Here is a 17,243-nt window from a genome sequence, read left to right as displayed (position 1 = left end):
TTCAGAAGCTGTGCTCGAACTACCGTTCTGAATAGCGGTGTTGGTCCCTCATGTGCACTGTTGAGTGTCAGTGGTCGTTCCTATGGTGGAGGGATGGCTAATGGGGTGTGGCACACCGGATATGGCATAGAGATCAATCTGTCCCTGCCCGACCTCGGTCACCCGGACCGTCCCGATCTGCTCCAGGAGATCACCGCCAAGGTCTCTGAGCGCGACCCGCAGCTCCTCGAATGCCTCGCGCACCACGACAAGCGCGAGTGTCTCTCGGAGTCGGGCGGCAAGTCGCCCTGGATGTTCATCCGACGAGGGCGCGTGGGCGGTCAGCGACCGCTCGTCGCCTCGCACCTGCCGATCACGCACAAGGCGACGCCGGCGGAGAGTGCCCAGCACAAGGCCACCAAGGAGCGGATTGTCGAGACCGCCGGGCGGTACGGCCTGGAAGCCGAGGCCGAGGTTCCCGTGGCCAACCGGCGGAGCGTCTCGGACGCCGTCGTCACTGGTCCCGGTGGTCTCAGGATCGGCTGGGAAATCCAGTACCACCACCTTAGCCCCAGCAGCGTGCATCGGCGCTCGGTCAACGCTGTGGAGCATGGCATCACCCCGCTGTGGGTGGCGAAGGACCGGACGGCTTCCCTGATCGACCGGGCACCGTGGGCGCGCGTCGACGACATGCCGTGGAGGGACATCGCCGACGGCAAGGACATGGTGATCCGCGGTGGGTACCGGCACCTCGAAGTCTGGAAGTGCGTGCCGAGCAGCGAGCGCCACTGCCTCATCAGCGAGGGCGCGGGTCACTGTGGCGCGATTCACGCGGACTGGTTCGTGCCCGCTCTGTGCCTCCCGCAGCGGAAGCCTGTCCACATCGAGGACCTGGTCCTGCAGAGCGCGACGGGCGAGAGCGTCCCGGTCTGCGTGCCCAACCGAGGAAGCGGCCGTGCCGGCCGGCACATGTGGGTCTCGGCCGACGACCGCACGCTGTGGCAGGAGCTCATCGGCGAGAAGACTCCTCTCCCGGCGGCCCCAGCCGAAGACGAGGACGACGTGATCACCTTCGCCGAGCAGGAGATCGACCGGACCTGCCGAGCTGGTGAGGAGGGCTGGTTCGTCAGTGACGGCCGGCCCGTCCGCGATCTCGATCAGCCGACCGGCGGCTTCGCGCTTCCCCGTATGCCGGTCCAGCGCTCCCGCGACCCGATGCGGATCACCACCGTGGAACGCGCCGCAGCCTCCGCTGCGCTGGGATGCCCGCCGTGGGAGCTGGGGCTGTGCGCCGGCTGCGGCCAGATGATGCGGCGCTATGGGCGGAACGCCGCCATGTACTGCAACGTGTGCCGCACGATCCTCAATGGCAGCCAGAGACTTTGACAGCTGAGACGGCGTTGGTCAGCAGAAGTCACGCCTTGGCCCTAAGCGACATAGCGCGGTGGGCGATGAGCACTACGTATCAGCCCAGCGGGAGCGGTGCTGCCGGATGTACTCGAGGCGGATCCGGTGCTGAGCATGAACTGTCAGAGGCCCGAGATCATTGCCTGTGGCCGCGTCGATGATGCGGAGTTCATCTGTGAGCAAGCGGGCGCCCATGTCGAAGCGAACATGGCAATTCGGACAGAGGCAGAGCACGTTTTCGATTCGGTCGGGACCATTATGGGGTGCTCCAAGCGCCTGTATGTGTGCAGCTTCGCTGTACGCGAAGGGCGGCGTCGGTAGTTCGATCATCGTTCGGCAGAACTGACAGGTGTTGTTGTACCACGCCTTGACCTGGCGTTTGACCCGGGAATCTCGGTCTTGGGCCTGCACTACTGCGGTTCTCCGCTGGACAGGTGTATCGGGGCAGTCCTGGTCGGCGCTCTCTGCGTTCCACGAAGGCTCCACGCGAACGGCGACCGGGCCTGCGTCGGTCGGCACGGCTACGCTGGCCTCGGCAAGTGGGTCCTCAAGCGGGGCGTTGTCCGCCTGGGCGAGGTCGGCGACATCGCGAATGGAGCGCCACACCAGGGACCAAGCTGCCTCGATCATGTTCGGCTCGATGACGGGTGACATCTCTGCGGCGGCGAGGGCCGCTGCCACTCGAAGGGTGTGCTCCCCCACTCGGATCGTGAAGGCGGCGTCCCTTGGGGCTGGGCTGTCTAGCAGTGTCGAGTCCTCTAGAGCTCTGACCTCGCCCCACTTCTCTGCTGCGGCTCGACTCAGCTTCACTTCCCGTGGGCCTCCGATCGCCCATGCATACGCGTCGACCAACTCGGGAGTTGGCCCGGTGTGCACGGAGCGACCGTTGCGGGGCAGACCGCGGAGCTTGAACGGGAGGAAGCGGGAGTAGAAGGCGTCATCCCCTGGTGCGTACGGACGCTGCTTCCAGCCCACATCCGAGATTCCCCAGAGGACTCCCACCATGGGCGGTATATGGTCCAGCTCCCGCTGGGCAGGGGTCCGCTTCTTCACGTCGGCCCTCAAGAAGTTGCTGCCGTCCCACGCCTGACGCAACGCGTGGTTGAGCTCACTCTGGAGTCGCTGCTTGCCGGCCGGAGTCCTTCGGAACGGAGAACTTTCAAGCAACGTGCTCCGCGGTGCGGAGGTGTGCAGGGAGGGGTAGCGGCGCGCTGATTCCACTGCGCTGAAGAGATGAGCCACGCTGTTGACTGGGTGGCGCCCCGCCAGCGACGTGAAGGAGTCCCGCACGCGCAGTGCGCGTACCACGCTCTGCGCCATCCCCTCGGACGGATTCCAGCTGTCTCCGACAAACGCTGTCCACACCAGCGTCGGACGCGTTCCCGGAAGGTACGAGCGAACTCTCACGGTTGGCGCGATCGCCGTGGACCAGACCGAGACGGTCGCCGCATACATTTCTTCGGCGCTCAGGTCGTCGAATGGGCTCAGCTGACGCGCAAAGTCCCCGATGGGGCCGTGCAGGATGACTCTGTCGGCGGACACCGTCTCTCCTCTGTGACTGGGTATGCGCGGGCCTCGCAGGCGGCCGGCTGCGCAACATGATCTCGTGCGGACGGTGCGCCGATCATGGGAACTGCAACCAAAACTGCAACCACGGAACGACGAAGGCTCCGACCGAGATCCGGTCGGAGCCTTCGTTTGCCCAGGTGGGCGGTTGCGGAGGATACGAGATTCGAACTCGTGAGGGGTTGCCCCCAACACGCTTTCCAAGCGTGCGCCCTAGGCCTCTAGGCGAATCCTCCGCCGAGAACATTACATGACGCCAGGGAGTGCTTGCGAACTCGTTCTGAGGCCCCCACATCGGGTAACGTGTGGCCCAGCCCCTCACGCGGCGCTATCTGACTGAACTCCCCCAGGGCCGGAAGGCAGCAAGGGTAGGTCGGCTCTGGCGGGTGCGTGGGGGGCGTCTCCTTTGCGGGCGGTCCGGTTGTCGGTGGGCGCCTATAACCTCGTATGCGTGTCGTCTCTCGCGCTCTACCGCCGTTACCGCCCGGAGTCCTTCGCCGAGGTCATCGGGCAGGGGCATGTCACCGACCCGCTGCAGCAGGCGCTGCGGAACAACCGGGTCAATCACGCGTACCTGTTCAGCGGTCCGCGCGGCTGCGGCAAGACGACCAGCGCCCGAATCCTGGCGCGCTGCCTGAACTGCGAGCAGGGTCCGACGCCGACCCCGTGCGGCGAGTGCCAGTCCTGCCGCGACCTGGCCAGGAACGGGCCGGGTTCGATCGACGTCATCGAGATCGACGCCGCCTCGCACGGCGGTGTGGACGACGCCCGTGACCTGCGCGAGAAGGCCTTCTTCGGGCCCGCCTCCAGCCGGTACAAGATCTACATCATCGACGAGGCCCACATGGTCTCCCCGCAGGGCTTCAACGCCCTGCTGAAGGTCGTCGAGGAGCCCCCGGAGCACCTGAAGTTCATCTTCGCGACCACCGAGCCCGAGAAGGTCATCGGGACCATCCGGTCGCGGACCCACCACTATCCGTTCCGCCTCGTGCCGCCCGGCACCCTGCGCGACTACCTCTCCGAGGTGTGCGGCCGGGAGGGGATCGCGGTCGAGGAGGGTGTGCTCCCGCTCGTCGTGCGGGCCGGGGCGGGGTCGGTGCGTGACTCCATGTCCGTCATGGACCAGCTCCTCGCGGGCGCCGGAGCCGACGGTGTGACGTACGACATGACCACCGCCCTGCTCGGCTACACGGACGGCTCGCTGCTCGACTCCGTCGTCGAGTCCTTCGTCTCCGGGGACGGCTCCGCCGCCTTCGGGGTCGTGGACCGGGTGATCGAGGGGGGCAACGACCCGCGTCGCTTCGTCACCGACCTGCTGGAGCGCCTGCGTGACCTGGTGATCCTCGCCGCCGTGCCCGACGCCGCCGAGAAGGGGCTCATCGACGCCCCCGCCGACGTCGTCGAGCGGATGCGGGAGCAGGCCCGGTCCTTCGGCGCCGCCGAGCTGAGCCGGGCCGCCGACATCGTCAACGAGGGGCTGACCGAGATGCGCGGTGCCCACTCGCCGCGCCTCCAGCTGGAGCTGATCTGCGCGCGCGTGATGCTGCCCGCCGCGTACGGCGACGAGCGGTCGGTGATGGCCCGGCTGGACCGGATCGAGCGCGGGGTGCAGTTCTCGGCCGGTGCGGGCGCTCCCGCCATGGGGTACGCGCCCGGGCCCGAGGCGCACGCCGGTGCGGGGGCCGGGGCGCCCGTCGCGGCTCAGGTGCCGCCGGGCGGCGGGCCCGCCGCGGCCCGTGCGGCGGTACGGGGGCAGGGCGCCGGGACCCCGGCGGGCGCACCGAGCGGTGGCCCTTCCGCCGACGCGGCTGCCGGGGCCGGTGTTGGTGCCGGTCCCGTTTCCGACGAGGGTGGGGCTCCCACCGGTGGCGGACACCCGCAGGCCGCGCCCTCTTCCGCGGACGTCGCTCCTGCGGCTGCGCCTGTGACGCCTGCGCCTGCGACTCCCTCACCTGCCGCCGCTCCCGCCCCGGCGCCCGCGCCCGGTGCCTGGCCGAGCGCGGCCCCCGCGGGTGGCGGGCGCCGCCCCGGTGGATGGCCCACGGCGGCACCGGCGGGCGGTGGACAGCCCCGGACCCCGGCCGCTCCCGCATCCGGCCCCGCCGCGACTCCGGCGCAGGCGCCGGCTCCCGCGGCGGCCGCCCCCGCCCCCACCCCCGTGCCTGTCTCGCCGCCGCCGGGTGCTTCCGGGGTCGACCCCCGTTCGCTCTGGCCCAACATCCTGGAAGCGGTCAAGAACCGTCGCCGCTTCACCTGGATCCTGCTCAGCCAGAACGCCCAGGTGACCGGCTTCGACGGCACCTCCCTCCAACTCGGCTTCGTCAACGCCGGCGCCCGCGACAACTTCGTGAGCAGCGGCAGCGAGGACGTGCTGCGGCAGGCCCTGGCCGAGCAGTTCAACGTGCAGTGGAAGATCGACGCGGTCGTCGACCCCTCCGGCGGCGGCACGGCACCCCCGCCCGCCGGCGGTCCTTCCGGCCCCTCCGGCGGCTTCGGCGGATCCGGGGGCGGTGGCTTCGGGGGTGGCTCCGGTGGCGGGGGCGGTGGCGGTGGCGGCTTCGGCGGGGGCGCGCCCGCCCAGCGACCGTCGGCGTCCGCGTCCACGCCCGCCGCGCCACCGCGGGCCCCCGCGTCGGCCCCGGCGCCCGCTCCCGCCCCGCGGCCCTCGGCACCCGAGCCGCCCCCGGTCTCCCCCGAGGACGACATCCCCGAGGACGACGACCCCGACCTCGACGAGTCGGCTCTTTCCGGCAAGGAGCTGCTGGTCCGCGAGCTGGGTGCCACGGTGGTCGAGGAGATCACGAACGAATAGCCGCCGTACGCCTGCCGCCGGGCGGCTGGAGGAAGGTACGAGTCTCCGCCCCCGGTCCCTTCGGAAGCCCGCACAAACCGCACCGGCCCGCTCCCATTAGGCTTCACCCCGTGAAGGTCCTTGTCATCGGCGGCGGCGCCCGCGAACACGCCCTGTGCCGTTCCCTGTCCCTCGACCCCGACGTCACCGCGCTGCACTGCGCACCCGGCAACGCCGGTATCGCCGAGGTCGCCGAACTGCACCAGGTCGACGCCCTCGACGGCGCGGCCGTCACCGCGCTGGCCACCCGGCTCGGCGCCGAGCTGGTCGTCGTCGGACCCGAGGCGCCCCTGGTCGCCGGGGTCGCCGACGCCGTCCGCGAGGCGGGCATCCCGGTCTTCGGCCCCTCGGGGGAGGCGGCCCGGCTGGAGGGCTCCAAGGCCTTCGCCAAGGACGTGATGGCCGGCGCGGGCGTGCCCACGGCCCGCTCCTACGTCTGCACCGATCCCGCCGAGGTCGACGCGGCCCTCGCCGCCTTCGGCGCGCCCTACGTCGTCAAGGACGACGGGCTGGCCGCGGGCAAGGGCGTCGTCGTCACCGACGACGTCGAGGCGGCCCGCGCGCACGCGAACGCCTGCGACCGCGTCGTCGTCGAGGAGTTCCTGGACGGCCCCGAGGTCTCCCTGTTCGCCGTCACCGACGGCGAGAACGTCCGCCCGCTCCAGCCCGCCCAGGACTTCAAGCGCGCCCTCGACGGCGACGCGGGCCCGAACACCGGTGGCATGGGCGCCTACTCGCCGCTGCCCTGGGCCGACCCGAAGCTGGTCGACGAGGTCGTGCAGAGCGTGCTCCAGCCGACGGTCGACGAGATGCGCCGGCGCGGCACCCCGTTCTCCGGACTTCTCTACGCCGGTCTCGCGATCACCTCGCGCGGTGTGCGCGTGATCGAGTTCAACGCCCGTTTCGGCGACCCCGAGACCCAGGTCGTGCTGGCCCGGCTGAAGACCCCGCTCGCCGGTCTGCTGATGGCCGCCGCCACCGGCAACCTCGCCGACCTCGAGCCCCTGCGCTGGAGCGACGAGGCGGCCGTCACCGTGGTCGTCGCCTCGCACAACTACCCCGGCACCCCGCGCACCGGCGACCCGATCAGCGGCCTCGACGAGGTGGCCGCCCAGGACGCCCCGCACGCCTACGTGCTGCACGCCGGCACCCGCGCCGAGGGCGACGCCGTCGTCAGCGCCGGGGGCCGCGTCCTGTCCGTCACGGCCACCGGCGCCGACCTGGCCGAGGCCCGCGACCGTGCCTACCGGGCCGTCGCCCGTATCGGCCTCGACGGCTCGCAGCACCGCACCGACATCGCGGCGGAGGCGGCGGGCGCGTAGCCCCGCAGCCTCCCACCCGCTCCCGGTCACCGAACCCGGCAGGCCCCGGCTCCGTCTCAGGAGTCGGGGCCTGACCTTTGCTGTCCGTCTCCACCTTTCCCCAAAGCCATTCCATCGGGTGACCGATGGGCCATACGGCTGACGGGGGCTGGGGCCCCAACTATGGTGCCGCGCAAGCGTTCCGGCACTTGGCCCACCGGCATTGCGATGTCAGTGCCGGGTGCCACAGTGGGTGGAGTGAGCAAGAGCGGAAGTACGCAAGAGCAGCAGGACGGTCCAGGACAGACAGGACAGCGATGAGGGGGTGAGGTCCGGCCGTGACCGGTATCGGTGGTGTGGAGATGGGCGCTCAGGCCGCGCGTGCCCGGGCGCTGGCGGTGCTGCGGGTCCGCAGCCGCGCGCTGGCCGTGGCCCTGCTGCCCGCCGCCCTCGCCGTGATCCTCCTCGTCGGCGGCTCCACCGGGCACCTGGCGGGCGCCGCCTGGGACGTCCTGCGCTGGGTCGTGTCCGTCCTCGCGCTGTTCGTCCTGCTGGCCGCCGCCGGAGTCGCCCTGGTCGTGGCCCGCTCCCGGCCCGCCGTGACCCCCACGGTCACGGTCGCCGAGGAGTCGGCGCCCGACCTCTACCGGATGGTGCGCGACCTGGCCGACCGCCTCGACGTCCCCGTCCCCTCCGCGATAGCGCTCACCCCGGACTGCGACAGCTGGCTGGAGGACCGCACCCACCCGGCCCACGGCCCGCCCCCGGCCAAGAAGCACGACGACGACCTGGCCGGCCTGAGCGACCCGGCCCACCGCCGGAGCGCGGCCGCCGCGCCCGTCCTGGTCATCGGCTCACCATTCCTGTGGTGGATGCGGGTGGGCGAGCTGCGCGCCGTCCTCGCCCCGGTCGTCGCCGGTACGGGGCCCTCGGCGCACCCCGACATAGCCGCGGCCCGGCGTTTCATACGGGGCCTGGACGCCGCGGTGGCGGTGGCCTCGGCGGGCCGACGCGATCCGCTCTCCCGCGTGGCGTGCGCGGGTCTCGGCTGGGCGTCCCGGCTGCTGCTGCGCAGTTGCCGGGGCCACGCGACCGAGATGGAGCGCGGGGTCGCGGCCGCGGCCGCCGAGCGTGCACAGGCTGTGGACTACGGTCTGCGGATCGTCGCGCAGGAGCAGGTCGGGCTCGCGTACGCGGGCTGGGACCGGCTGCTGACCCGGGTGGCGCTGCCGGCCTGGCGGATGGGCCGCTGGCCCTCCCGGCTGGACGTCGGTGTCGTCGCCGCGCTCACCGAGCTGTCGCGCCGGGACCGCCTGGCCGAGGGCTTCGCCTCCCGCCTGGGCGAGCGCCCCGCCTGTGACCTGCTGGAGGAGCCCGGGGTGATGGACGAGGCGGTCTCGCTCCTCGCCGCGCGTCTCTTCCACGGCGGGCCCGCCGAGACCGGCCCGGACTGGTCGCCGGTGGGGTGGGACGAGTATCCCGAGGAGGTCGTCGACCGGGCCTGGCGCACGGACGCGGCCCGCCTGCACCGGGTGCTGGACACCCTGGGCGTCCGCCGCGCCGCCGGGGGCGTCGCACCGGGCACGGACGGCCCGACCCTCGCCCGCGTCCTGGACCACCTCACGACCCCGGACAACGCGGTCACCGTCCCCCCTGTCACCGGCGCCCACACCGAGACCGAAGCGGCCGCCGAGGCGGGGACGGAGGCCCCGGCCGGGGGCGGCACCCCGCATCCACACGTGCCGCACGCCGACCACGAAGCCCCGCACGTGCCGTACGCCGACCACGAAGCCCCGCACGTGCCGTACGCCGACGACGAGACCCCGCACGTGCCGTACGCCGACGACGAGACCCCGCACGTGCCGTACGCCGACCACGAGACCCCGCACGTGCCCCACGCCGACGACGAGACCCCGCACGTGCCGTACGCCGACCACGCCGCCGACGAGGGCGACATGGACGACGTGGACGACATGGACGACGAGGACGATCTCGCCGGTACCACCGCCCGTGGCGCCGCCCTGGCCGCCGGGCTCAGTGCGCAGCTGGCCCGCGAGGAGGCTCAGGCGCGGCCCGCCGCGGCCGGGGCCGCCTCGCCGGCCCCGCAACCGGGAGCCGGAACCGGTCCCGACGCGGCCCTCTGGGACGACCGCGCGCTCCCCCTCCTCCCGCTGCAGCCCCCGCGCACCGGGCGCGAGATCCTCACCGCGCACATCACGGCGATGGTGTGCTGCGCGGCGATGGACACCGCCGGGGCGGCCCCCGGCCTCGACTGGCTCGACGGGCCCTCGCTCCTGTTCGACGGCGCCCGCGCCGCGGACCTGGCGCCCAGCGTGCTCAGCCTCGTCGAGACCGGCGACCCGGGCCCGCTGCGCGCCTGGATGACCGACCTCGGCATACGTCCCGAGAAGCCGGTGCGCCTGGTCTGACCCCGGGCTCCGACGAATCGGACCCTGCCATTCCACTTTCGGCCAGTTCGCGACGAACAGTGACAGCCCGCGTGCGAAATGTGATGTGCTGGGACCGATCGCGCACATGGCAAAGGCGTTCGTCATACGCACGACCACGGGGGCACGAGGGAGGGGACTGTCCCATGGGCTCCGAGCAGATCCGCCGTTGGGAGTCGGGAGCACTCGCGCACGCCGTGACGGACCCCTTCGGCCAGGGGCCGGTCCCCTGGCTGCGCGGCGGCGAGACGTACTTCGGCGACACCGGCCAGGTGGTCGCCTGGTACGCGGACCAGGACCGCACCGGCACCGGCACCGACACCGGCCCCGGCACCGACACGACCACGGGCACCCGCACCCGCACCACCACGGGCACCCGCACCCGCACCGGCCCCGACTCCGGCGGCGGCCCCCGCGCCGCAGACGACGTCCGCCGCCAGATCAAGGGCTTCACCGCGACGGGAGCCGCCGCCCCCGGCGAGGCCATCGACTTCCACGTCACCGTCGACCCGCCGCAGCAGTTCAGCGTCGACGTGTACCGGATCGGGCACTACGGCGGCGACGGCGCAGCCAAGATCACCACCAGCCCCCGCCTGTCCGGCATCGTCCAGCCCCCGCCGCTCGCCGCCGACCGCACGGTCTCCTGCCACCACTGGTGGCTGTCCTGGCGCCTGCAGATCCCCACGTACTGGAACATCGGCGCGTACGTGGCCGTGCTCACCACCGCCGACGGCTACCGCTCCCACGTCCCCTTCACGGTCCGCGACGACCACCCGGCCGACCTGCTCCTCCTCCTCCCGGACGTCACCTGGCAGGCGTACAACCTCTATCCCGAGGACGGCCGCACCGGTGCCAGCCTCTACCACGCCTGGGACGAGGAGGGCCGGCTCCTCGGCGAGGCGGACGCCGCGACGACCGTCTCCTTCGACCGCCCGTACGCCGGCGCCGGCCTGCCCCTCCACGTGGGCCACGCCTACGACTTCATCCGCTTCGCCGAGCGCTACGGCTACGACCTCGCCTACGCCGACGCCCGCGACCTGCACTCCGGCCGGGTCGACCCGGCCCGCTACCGGGGCCTGGTCTTCCCCGGCCACGACGAGTACTGGTCCACCGCCATGCGCCGCACCGCGGAACTGGCCCGCGACCGGGGCACGTCCCTGGTCTTCCTCTCCGCCAACACCATGTACTGGCAGGTGGAGCTGGCCCCTTCCCCCTCCGGTGCCGCCGACCGCCTGCTGACCTGCCGCAAACGCAAGGGCCCCGGCCGGCCCGCGTTGTGGCGGGAGATCGACCGCCCCGAGCAGCAGCTGCTCGGCATCCAGTACGCCGGCCGGGTCCCCGAACCCCACCCGATGATCGTCCGCAACGCAGGCCACTGGCTCTGGGAGGCCACCGGGGCGCACGAGGGCGACGAGATCGAGGACCTGGTGGCGGGCGAGGCCGACCGCTACTTCCCGCGCACCGCGCTCCCCGAGCACGACGAGCGGGTCCTGCTCGCCCACTCCCCGTACGCCGACGTGGACGGCGTCCGGCGCCACCAGGAGACCTCGCTGTACCGGGCCCCGTCGGGCGCCTGGGTCTTCGCGTCCGGCACCTTCGCCTGGTCCCCGGCCCTGGACCGCCCCGGCCACGTCGACCCGCGGGTCCAGCGCGCCACGGCCAACCTCCTGGACCGCATCTGCAAACGGGACTGAGCCGCGCACCCCCGCCGCCCCGCCCGTCGCCCGGCCCGCCGCCCCACCGGTCGCCCTCCCCGCCGGTCGCCGTCCCCGCGGCGTACGGGACAATCGACGTATTGTTCAGAACCACGGGGAGGAACCGTGTCCGGATTCGTTGAAAAGCCCGAGCCGATCCAGGTTCCGGGTCTGGTGCACCTGCACACCGGCAAGGTGCGCGAGCTGTACCGGAACGAGGCGGGCGACCTCGTGATGGTCGCCAGCGACCGCATCTCCGCCTACGACTGGGTGCTGCCGACCGAGATCCCCGACAAGGGCCGGGTCCTCACTCAGCTCTCCCTGTGGTGGTTCGACCAGCTCGCCGACCTGGCCCCCAACCACGTCCTGAGCACCGAGCTGCCCCCCGGCGCCCCCGCCGACTGGGAGGGCCGCGCCCTGGTCTGCAAGTCGCTGCGGATGGTCCCCGTGGAGTGCGTGGCCCGCGGCTATCTCACCGGCTCCGGCCTGGCGGAGTACGACGAGACCCGCACCGTCTGCGGCCTCGCCCTCCCCGAGGGCCTCGTCGACGGCTCGGAGCTGCCCGCCCCGATCTTCACCCCGGCCACCAAGGCCGAGGTCGGCGAGCACGACGAGAACGTCTCCTACGAGGAGGTCGCCCGCCAGGTCGGCGCGGACACCGCGGCCGCCCTGCGCCAGGCCACCCTCGCCGTCTACTCCCGCGCCCGGGACATCGCCCGCGAGCGCGGCATCGTCCTCGCGGACACCAAGTTCGAGTTCGGCTTCGACGGGGACGACCTGGTCCTCGCCGACGAGGTCCTCACCCCGGACTCCTCCCGCTTCTGGCCGGCCGACCGGTGGCAGCCGGGCCGCGCGCAGCCGTCGTACGACAAGCAGTTCGTGCGGGACTGGCTGACCTCGGCGGAGTCCGGCTGGGACCGGGGGAGCGAGCAGCCCCCGCCGCCGCTGCCGCAGCAGGTCGTGGACGCCACCCGCGCCAAGTACGTGGAGGCCTACGAGCTGCTGACCGGCCAGAGCTGGTCGTAGCGGCAGAGGCCGCAGTAGCTCACAGAAGGTCGCAGCAGCTCGCAGAAGGCCGCAGAAGGTCGCACACGAAGAAGCCCCCGGCCAAAACCGGGGGCTTCTCGTCTGGAGCGAACGACGAGGTTCGAACTCGCGACCTCAACCTTGGCAAGGTTGCGCTCTACCAACTGAGCTACGTTCGCACTGCGTGCCGTGGATTTCTCCGTGGCGCGACAGCCACTATACCCAACCGCGCTCCCTCGCGAGCCGCACCGCCGCGTGCCGGTTCTCCGCACCGAGCTTGCTCGCGGCCGACGACAGGTAGTTCCGTACGGTGCCCTCGGCGAGCGCGGCCCGCTCGGCGATCTCCGAGACGGGCGCCCCGTCGGCGGCGTGCTCCAGCACCTCGGCCTCGCGCGCGGTCAGCGGCGAGTCCCCGGCGGAGATCGCGTCGGCGGCCAACTCGGGGTCGACGTAACGGTTTCCGGCGTGCACCGTGCGGATCAGCTCGGCGAGCCGCTGGGCGCTGACCGTCTTGGGGACGAACCCGCGCACACCCGCCGCGAGTGCCCGCTTCAGATGCCCCGGACGCCCGTGACTGGTCACGATCAGCACCTTGCAGGCGGGCAGCTCGGCCCGTAGTGATGTGGCGACCTTCACACCGTCGGCGCCGGGCATCTGGAGGTCCAGTACGGCGACGTCCGGCGCGTGTGCCCGCGCCATCGCCAGTGCCTCGGGACCGGTGGCCGCCTCGGCGACGACGACCAGGTCGTCCTCCAGGGACAGCAGGGCCGCCAGGGCCCCGCGGATGAGGTGCTCGTCGTCGGCGAGCAGAACGCGCACGGTCGTCGTCACGACGCGACCTCCAGCGCGGTCCCGGCAGCGGCGGCCGGCAGCGGCACCTCGGCCGTCAGCCGGAACACGCCCTTGCCGACGGGCCCCGCCTCCAGGGTCCCGTCCACCGCCGAGAGCCGCTCCCGCAGCCCCGCGAGCCCGGAGCCGCCCGGGCCCGCCGGGGGTCTCTCCCCCGTCGCCTCGGCCACCCCGTCGTTCTCCACCGTCAGCACCGCACGTCCTTCCGACATCCGCACCGTCACCGCGACCTGCTTCGCGTCCCCGTGCCGCAGCACGTTCGTGGTCGCCTCCCGCACCACCCAGCCGAGCGCCGACTGCACCTCGGGGGGCAGGCCGGACGTGTCCCCGGTGACCTTCGCGGCGATGCCCGCCGCCGAGAGCACCCCCCGGGCGCCCGCCAGCTCGACCTCCAGGGCGGCCTCCCGGTAGCCGCGCACGACGTCCCGGACCTCGCGCTGCGACTCCTGGGCGATGCGCTGCACCTCGATCATCTGCTCCACCGCCTCGGGCCGCCCGCGCCGGGACAGCTGGACGGCCAGTTCGCTCTTGAGCGCGATCACCGCCAGGTTCCGCCCCATCACGTCATGCAGGTCCCGGCCGAACCGCAGCCTTTCCTCGGCGACGGCGAGCCTGGCCCGGGTCTCCTTGGCGTCGTCGAGCGCGTAGACCGCGTTGAGCAGCCAGAGGGAGAAGATCGAGGTGATGGCGAGGGACCCACCGGTCACCATCACCAGGCCGGCCAGTACGACCGACGCGAGGAGGGGCATCTCCAGCGGGAACGTCAGCAGCCCCGCGCCCACCGCGAAGGCGCCGACCACGCCGACCATGCGCCGGCGGCCGCGCACCCCGAGCGTGATGACACCGGCGGCGAAGCACAGGACTCCGCCGTAGACCGAGCCGGCCGCGGTCTCCACCTCACCGGACGGTCCGCGCTCCGCGATCACGACCGCGGTGATCGAGACGACGGCGGAGACGACGACGAGCGCCCACATCTGGCGAACGGGCTGCGGACGCCGCCCGCGCGTCCAGTCCAGCGCCCGGGACGTGACCAGCATGCAGACGGCGGCGTGCGCGGTGACCAGCAGGCACAGCACGGTGGCGAGCCCCGCGCCGGTCCGGCCGTAGGCGGACACCCCCAGCGCGAGGATCTCGATGACGCCGAAGAAGTGGAACGACCACCGCGTGTACGTCTCCACCTTCTCCGGCGTGCTCTTGAGCCGCCACCATCCGCCCGGCCTGCGCATCCGTCCGCCACTCCCGCTCGACTCGCACGTCAGTGCCGCGGTTCCCACCGGAACCGCCGCCGTACAGCAAACACCGCGAGGACGGTCCAGGCCACCGCCGTCGCCGCGGCGCTCAGCGTCTCGGCCGCCGACAGGTCGCCGGTCCAGCCGCCGCGCACCAGGGTGACGACGGGGGTCAGCGGCAGCAGCTCGCACACCGAGGCCACCCGGTCGGGCAGCAGCTCCAGCGGGAAGAACAGGCCGGAGGCGAGCATCGAGACGAACGTGAACGGCAGCGGCGTGACCTGCGCGCTCTCCCCCGTCCTGGTGAAGCTAGCCGTGACCGCCGCGAGCGCGGCACACATCACCAGGCCCAGCAGCAGGCCGACGACGCTCAGGAGGGGTGCCGACGGCGCCGGCAGGTCGAGCAGGACCGCGCAGCCCACCGCGAGCAGCAGGGACTGCGCGAGCCCGCTGAGCACGGCCGGCAGGGCGGAGCCGGCGAGGATCTCCACGTCCCGCAGCTCGCCGGTGCGCAGCCGCTTGAGGACGAGTTCCTCGCGCCGGACGACGAACACGCCGACGAGGGCCGAGTAGACGGCGAACAGCAGGGAGAAGCCGATCGCGGCGGGCAGCACGAGCGTGCCGATGGTCAGCCCCGCCTTGCCGAGGTCCATCTCCTCGGCTCCCGCCCGCACGCTGAACGGCATCACGAACGGGATGAACAGCGCGGCGAAGACGGTGCCCTTGTTCCGCCCGAGCAGGGTCAGCTCGGCGCGGGCGAGGGCGGTCATGCGGCTCCTCGGCGTGGTGACCGCCCCCCGGGCGGGGCCCTTCGCGCGGGCCGGTGCGTCGGTGGCGCTCATGCCGCGTACTCCTTCTCCGTATTGTCAGTCGGGTCCGTCGGGTCCGTCGGGTCCGTCGGGTCCGTCGGGTCCGTCACGGTGCCGTCCGACCTCGCCGACACCTTCTTGGCGATGCTGAGGAAGGCCTCCTCCAGGGACGCCGAACGCACGTCCAGGCGGCGCAGCTCCACCGCGGCCTGCGCGGCCCACACCAGCAGGCCGGTGGCCGCGCGCTGGAGTTCCCGGGTGCGCAGCTTCACCGTCCGGCCGTCGGTCTCGTGGTCGCTCACGCCCAGTTCGGCCAGCGGCGGCAGGTCGCCCACGAAGTAGCCGTCGGGCAGTTCGAAGGAGATGTGGGACGGCTGTGCGGCGGTCACCTCGGCCGGGGTGCCGGTGGCGGCGATCCGGCCGTCGTGCATGATCGCGAGCCGGTCGGCGAGGTGTTCGGCCTCCTCCAGGTAGTGCGTGGTCAGCAGCACCGTCGTGCCCTGGTCGCGCAGTGCCCCGACCAACTCCCAGGTGTCCCGGCGGCCTTCGGCGTCCAGGCCGGTGCTGGGCTCGTCGAGGAAGAGCACCTCGGGGTCGCCGAGCAGCGCGAGCGCCAGGTCCAGGCGGCGCCGCTGGCCCCCGGACAGCTGCTTCACGCGGGTGTCGGACTTCGCCTCCAGGCCGACCAGCGCCAGCACCTCGGCCGGCGGCCGGGCGCCGCTCACGCACCCCGCCCACATCCGTGCCGTCTCGGCGACCGTCAGCTCGGAGGGGAAGCCGCCCTCCTGGAGCATGACCCCGGTGCGGGAGCGCACGGCGGCCCGCTCGGTGTACGGGTCGTGCCCGAGGACCCGCACCCGTCCGCCGGCCGGGGCGGCCAGCCCCTCCAGGAGCTCGACCGTCGACGTCTTGCCCGCGCCGTTGGTGCCGAGCAGGGCGAAGACCTCACCGCGGCGCACGGAGAAGTCGATTCCGCGCACGGCCTCGAACCCGCCCCCGTACACACGCCGAAGGTCGGTGACCTCAATCACGTGTTCGTGCTCGTTCGTCTGCATGCTTCAAGCATTCCGGCGCACCGGGCGGGACGACAGTGCGAGCCGTCATCACCGGACATGACAAATGTCAGAGCCGCTTGGGCACCCGGGGCCGGGCCGGGCACACGAAAAGACCCCGGTCCAAAGGACCGGGGTCTGATTCCCGAGCGGACGACGAGGCTCGAACTCGCGACCTCAACCTTGGCAAGGTTGCGCTCTACCAACTGAGCTACGTCCGCAGTTGCTCCCGATCAGCTGTTCATCGATCGGTGCGAGCACCAGCCTACCTGATCCCATCGGGTCATCGGTACGGCGGTGCAGAGCGGGTGACAGGAATTGCACACTGCGCCTTCCCCCTGGAAGGGGGATGTTCTACTACTGAACTACACCCGCATGTTCCGTGAGCTGGGCCTTTCGGCCTCGCCCCTCGGCGTGCTCCAGACTTTAGCTGATCACCCGGGGTGCCGCGCAAGTCGGTTGCCGCGAGGGGCGGCTGAGCGGCCGTCGGCCGCTCCCGCCGGACGCCGGCCCACTGGACGCCGGCCCACTGGACGCCGGCCCACTGCACGCACGGCTCACCGCGCCTCGGCGAACGCCTCGTACACCTTCTTCGGGATCCGGCCCCGCGCGGGCACGTCCATCTTGTTCGCCTGCGCCCAGGCGCGGACCGCCGCCGGGTCGGGGGCGACCTCCGTCTGCCGGTAGGCCTTGCCGGACCGGGAGCGCTTGCGGCCGGCCGAGACGTACGGCTCGAGCGCCTTGCGCAGTTTCCGGGCATTGGCTTCGTTCAGGTCGATCTCGTACATCCGGCCGTCGACTCCGAAGGCGATCGTCTCCGCCGCTTCCGAGCCGTCGATGTCGTCAAAGAGAGTGACCACGACACGCTGAGCCACGAATATCGGTCCCTTCGTGCGGCATCTCCGCGATGACGTGCCCGAACGTGCCGAGACGCCGCGATGATGCCGACTGTTCGCCTGTAATTGGGCAAAGTATCGGCTAATGACATTTCATTTGTACAGTGCCCGGCATTGCAATGGGAAGACCGACTAAA

General features: G+C 72.1%; 12 protein-coding genes, 4 tRNA genes and 1 other RNA gene. 7 read left to right on the top strand and 10 right to left on the bottom strand.

Annotation, left to right across the window (positions count from 1 at the left end; all coding sequences use genetic code 11):
- Positions 1-105 precede the first annotated feature (105 nt).
- Positions 106-1,365 (top strand): hypothetical protein, encoded by a 1,260-nt coding sequence (locus tag ACFV9J_RS26435; RefSeq protein WP_385357781.1) that lies wholly within the window; start codon positions 106-108, stop codon positions 1,363-1,365.
- Between the two features lie 72 nt (positions 1,366-1,437).
- Here the strand turns inward: ACFV9J_RS26435 and ACFV9J_RS26430 are convergent, their stop codons facing one another.
- On the bottom strand, positions 1,438-2,928 hold the full coding sequence (locus ACFV9J_RS26430; RefSeq protein ID WP_385357779.1) for an HNH endonuclease: 1,491 nt from the start codon (positions 2,926-2,928) through the stop codon (positions 1,438-1,440).
- Positions 2,929-3,103: 175 nt separating this feature from the next.
- Positions 3,104-3,188, bottom strand: a tRNA-Ser gene (locus tag ACFV9J_RS26425).
- A gap of 73 nt (positions 3,189-3,261) precedes the next feature.
- On the opposite strand from ACFV9J_RS26425, the gene ffs reads away from it, so the two are divergent.
- From ffs to ACFV9J_RS26395, 6 genes are all read left to right on the top strand, one after another.
- Positions 3,262-3,358, top strand: an RNA gene (gene ffs, locus ACFV9J_RS26420) — signal recognition particle sRNA small type.
- A 45-nt stretch (positions 3,359-3,403) separates the two neighbouring features.
- Positions 3,404-5,764, top strand: a complete 2,361-nt coding sequence (locus ACFV9J_RS26415; RefSeq protein WP_385357776.1) for a DNA polymerase III subunit gamma and tau — start codon at positions 3,404-3,406, stop codon at positions 5,762-5,764.
- A 110-nt stretch (positions 5,765-5,874) separates the two neighbouring features.
- The gene (gene purD, locus ACFV9J_RS26410; protein WP_385357774.1) at positions 5,875-7,125 is read left to right on the top strand and encodes a phosphoribosylamine--glycine ligase; all 1,251 of its coding nucleotides are present in this window, start codon (positions 5,875-5,877) and stop codon (positions 7,123-7,125) included.
- 317 nt (positions 7,126-7,442) lie between these two features.
- Complete coding sequence (locus tag ACFV9J_RS26405; protein ID WP_385357772.1) at positions 7,443-9,533, top strand: hypothetical protein; 2,091 nt, start codon at positions 7,443-7,445, stop codon at positions 9,531-9,533.
- Between the two features lie 164 nt (positions 9,534-9,697).
- The gene (locus tag ACFV9J_RS26400) at positions 9,698-11,245 is read left to right on the top strand and encodes a N,N-dimethylformamidase beta subunit family domain-containing protein (protein WP_385357770.1); all 1,548 of its coding nucleotides are present in this window, start codon (positions 9,698-9,700) and stop codon (positions 11,243-11,245) included.
- Between the two features lie 126 nt (positions 11,246-11,371).
- Positions 11,372-12,271 carry a phosphoribosylaminoimidazolesuccinocarboxamide synthase gene (locus ACFV9J_RS26395; RefSeq protein ID WP_385357768.1) on the top strand — a complete coding sequence of 300 codons (900 nt, stop codon included), beginning with the start codon at positions 11,372-11,374 and terminating at the stop codon, positions 12,269-12,271.
- A 103-nt stretch (positions 12,272-12,374) separates the two neighbouring features.
- On the opposite strand, the gene ACFV9J_RS26390 is transcribed toward ACFV9J_RS26395, so the two are convergent.
- The 8 genes from ACFV9J_RS26390 to ACFV9J_RS26355 all read right to left on the bottom strand — a co-directional run bounded on the left by ACFV9J_RS26390 (position 12,375) and on the right by ACFV9J_RS26355 (position 17,085).
- A tRNA-Gly gene (locus ACFV9J_RS26390) sits at positions 12,375-12,450 on the bottom strand.
- A 37-nt stretch (positions 12,451-12,487) separates the two neighbouring features.
- Positions 12,488-13,102: a response regulator transcription factor gene (locus ACFV9J_RS26385; protein WP_016326755.1), complete on the bottom strand. Its 615-nt coding sequence runs from the start codon at positions 13,100-13,102 to the stop codon at positions 12,488-12,490.
- Positions 13,099-14,346 carry a sensor histidine kinase gene (locus ACFV9J_RS26380; protein ID WP_385357765.1) on the bottom strand — a complete coding sequence of 416 codons (1,248 nt, stop codon included), beginning with the start codon at positions 14,344-14,346 and terminating at the stop codon, positions 13,099-13,101. Before ACFV9J_RS26380 ends, ACFV9J_RS26385 begins: the two co-directional genes overlap by 4 nt.
- 29 nt (positions 14,347-14,375) lie before the next feature.
- Entirely contained in the window at positions 14,376-15,191 is an 816-nt protein-coding gene (locus ACFV9J_RS26375; protein WP_385357763.1) for an ABC transporter permease, read from the bottom strand.
- Entirely contained in the window at positions 15,188-16,213 is a 1,026-nt protein-coding gene (locus ACFV9J_RS26370; RefSeq protein ID WP_385357760.1) for an ABC transporter ATP-binding protein, read from the bottom strand. The genes ACFV9J_RS26375 and ACFV9J_RS26370 overlap by 4 nt, the downstream gene beginning before the upstream one ends.
- A gap of 145 nt (positions 16,214-16,358) precedes the next feature.
- Positions 16,359-16,431 (bottom strand) — tRNA-Gly (locus tag ACFV9J_RS26365).
- An 82-nt stretch (positions 16,432-16,513) separates the two neighbouring features.
- Positions 16,514-16,585: transfer RNA gene (locus tag ACFV9J_RS26360), tRNA-Gly, on the bottom strand.
- 182 nt (positions 16,586-16,767) lie between these two features.
- Complete coding sequence (locus ACFV9J_RS26355) at positions 16,768-17,085, bottom strand: Lsr2 family protein (RefSeq protein WP_003974896.1); 318 nt, start codon at positions 17,083-17,085, stop codon at positions 16,768-16,770.
- Positions 17,086-17,243: the final 158 nt, after the last annotated feature.

This window comes from Streptomyces sp. NPDC059906, from assembly GCF_042730645.1.
GTDB lineage: Bacteria > Actinomycetota > Actinomycetes > Streptomycetales > Streptomycetaceae > Streptomyces > Streptomyces rubrogriseus.
Note: the sequence above shows the minus strand (reverse complement) of the source record. Positions and strands in the feature narration are given on the sequence as shown.

Coding starts and splice junctions, on each gene's coding strand:
- ACFV9J_RS26400 (WP_385357770.1), top strand. CDS start 9,698: ATGGGCTCCGAGCAGATCCGCCGTTGGGAGTCGGGAGCACTCGCGCAC.
- ACFV9J_RS26380 (WP_385357765.1), bottom strand. CDS start 14,346: ATGCGCAGGCCGGGCGGATGGTGGCGGCTCAAGAGCACGCCGGAGAAG.
- ACFV9J_RS26375 (WP_385357763.1), bottom strand. CDS start 15,191: ATGAGCGCCACCGACGCACCGGCCCGCGCGAAGGGCCCCGCCCGGGGG.
- ACFV9J_RS26370 (WP_385357760.1), bottom strand. CDS start 16,213: ATGCAGACGAACGAGCACGAACACGTGATTGAGGTCACCGACCTTCGG.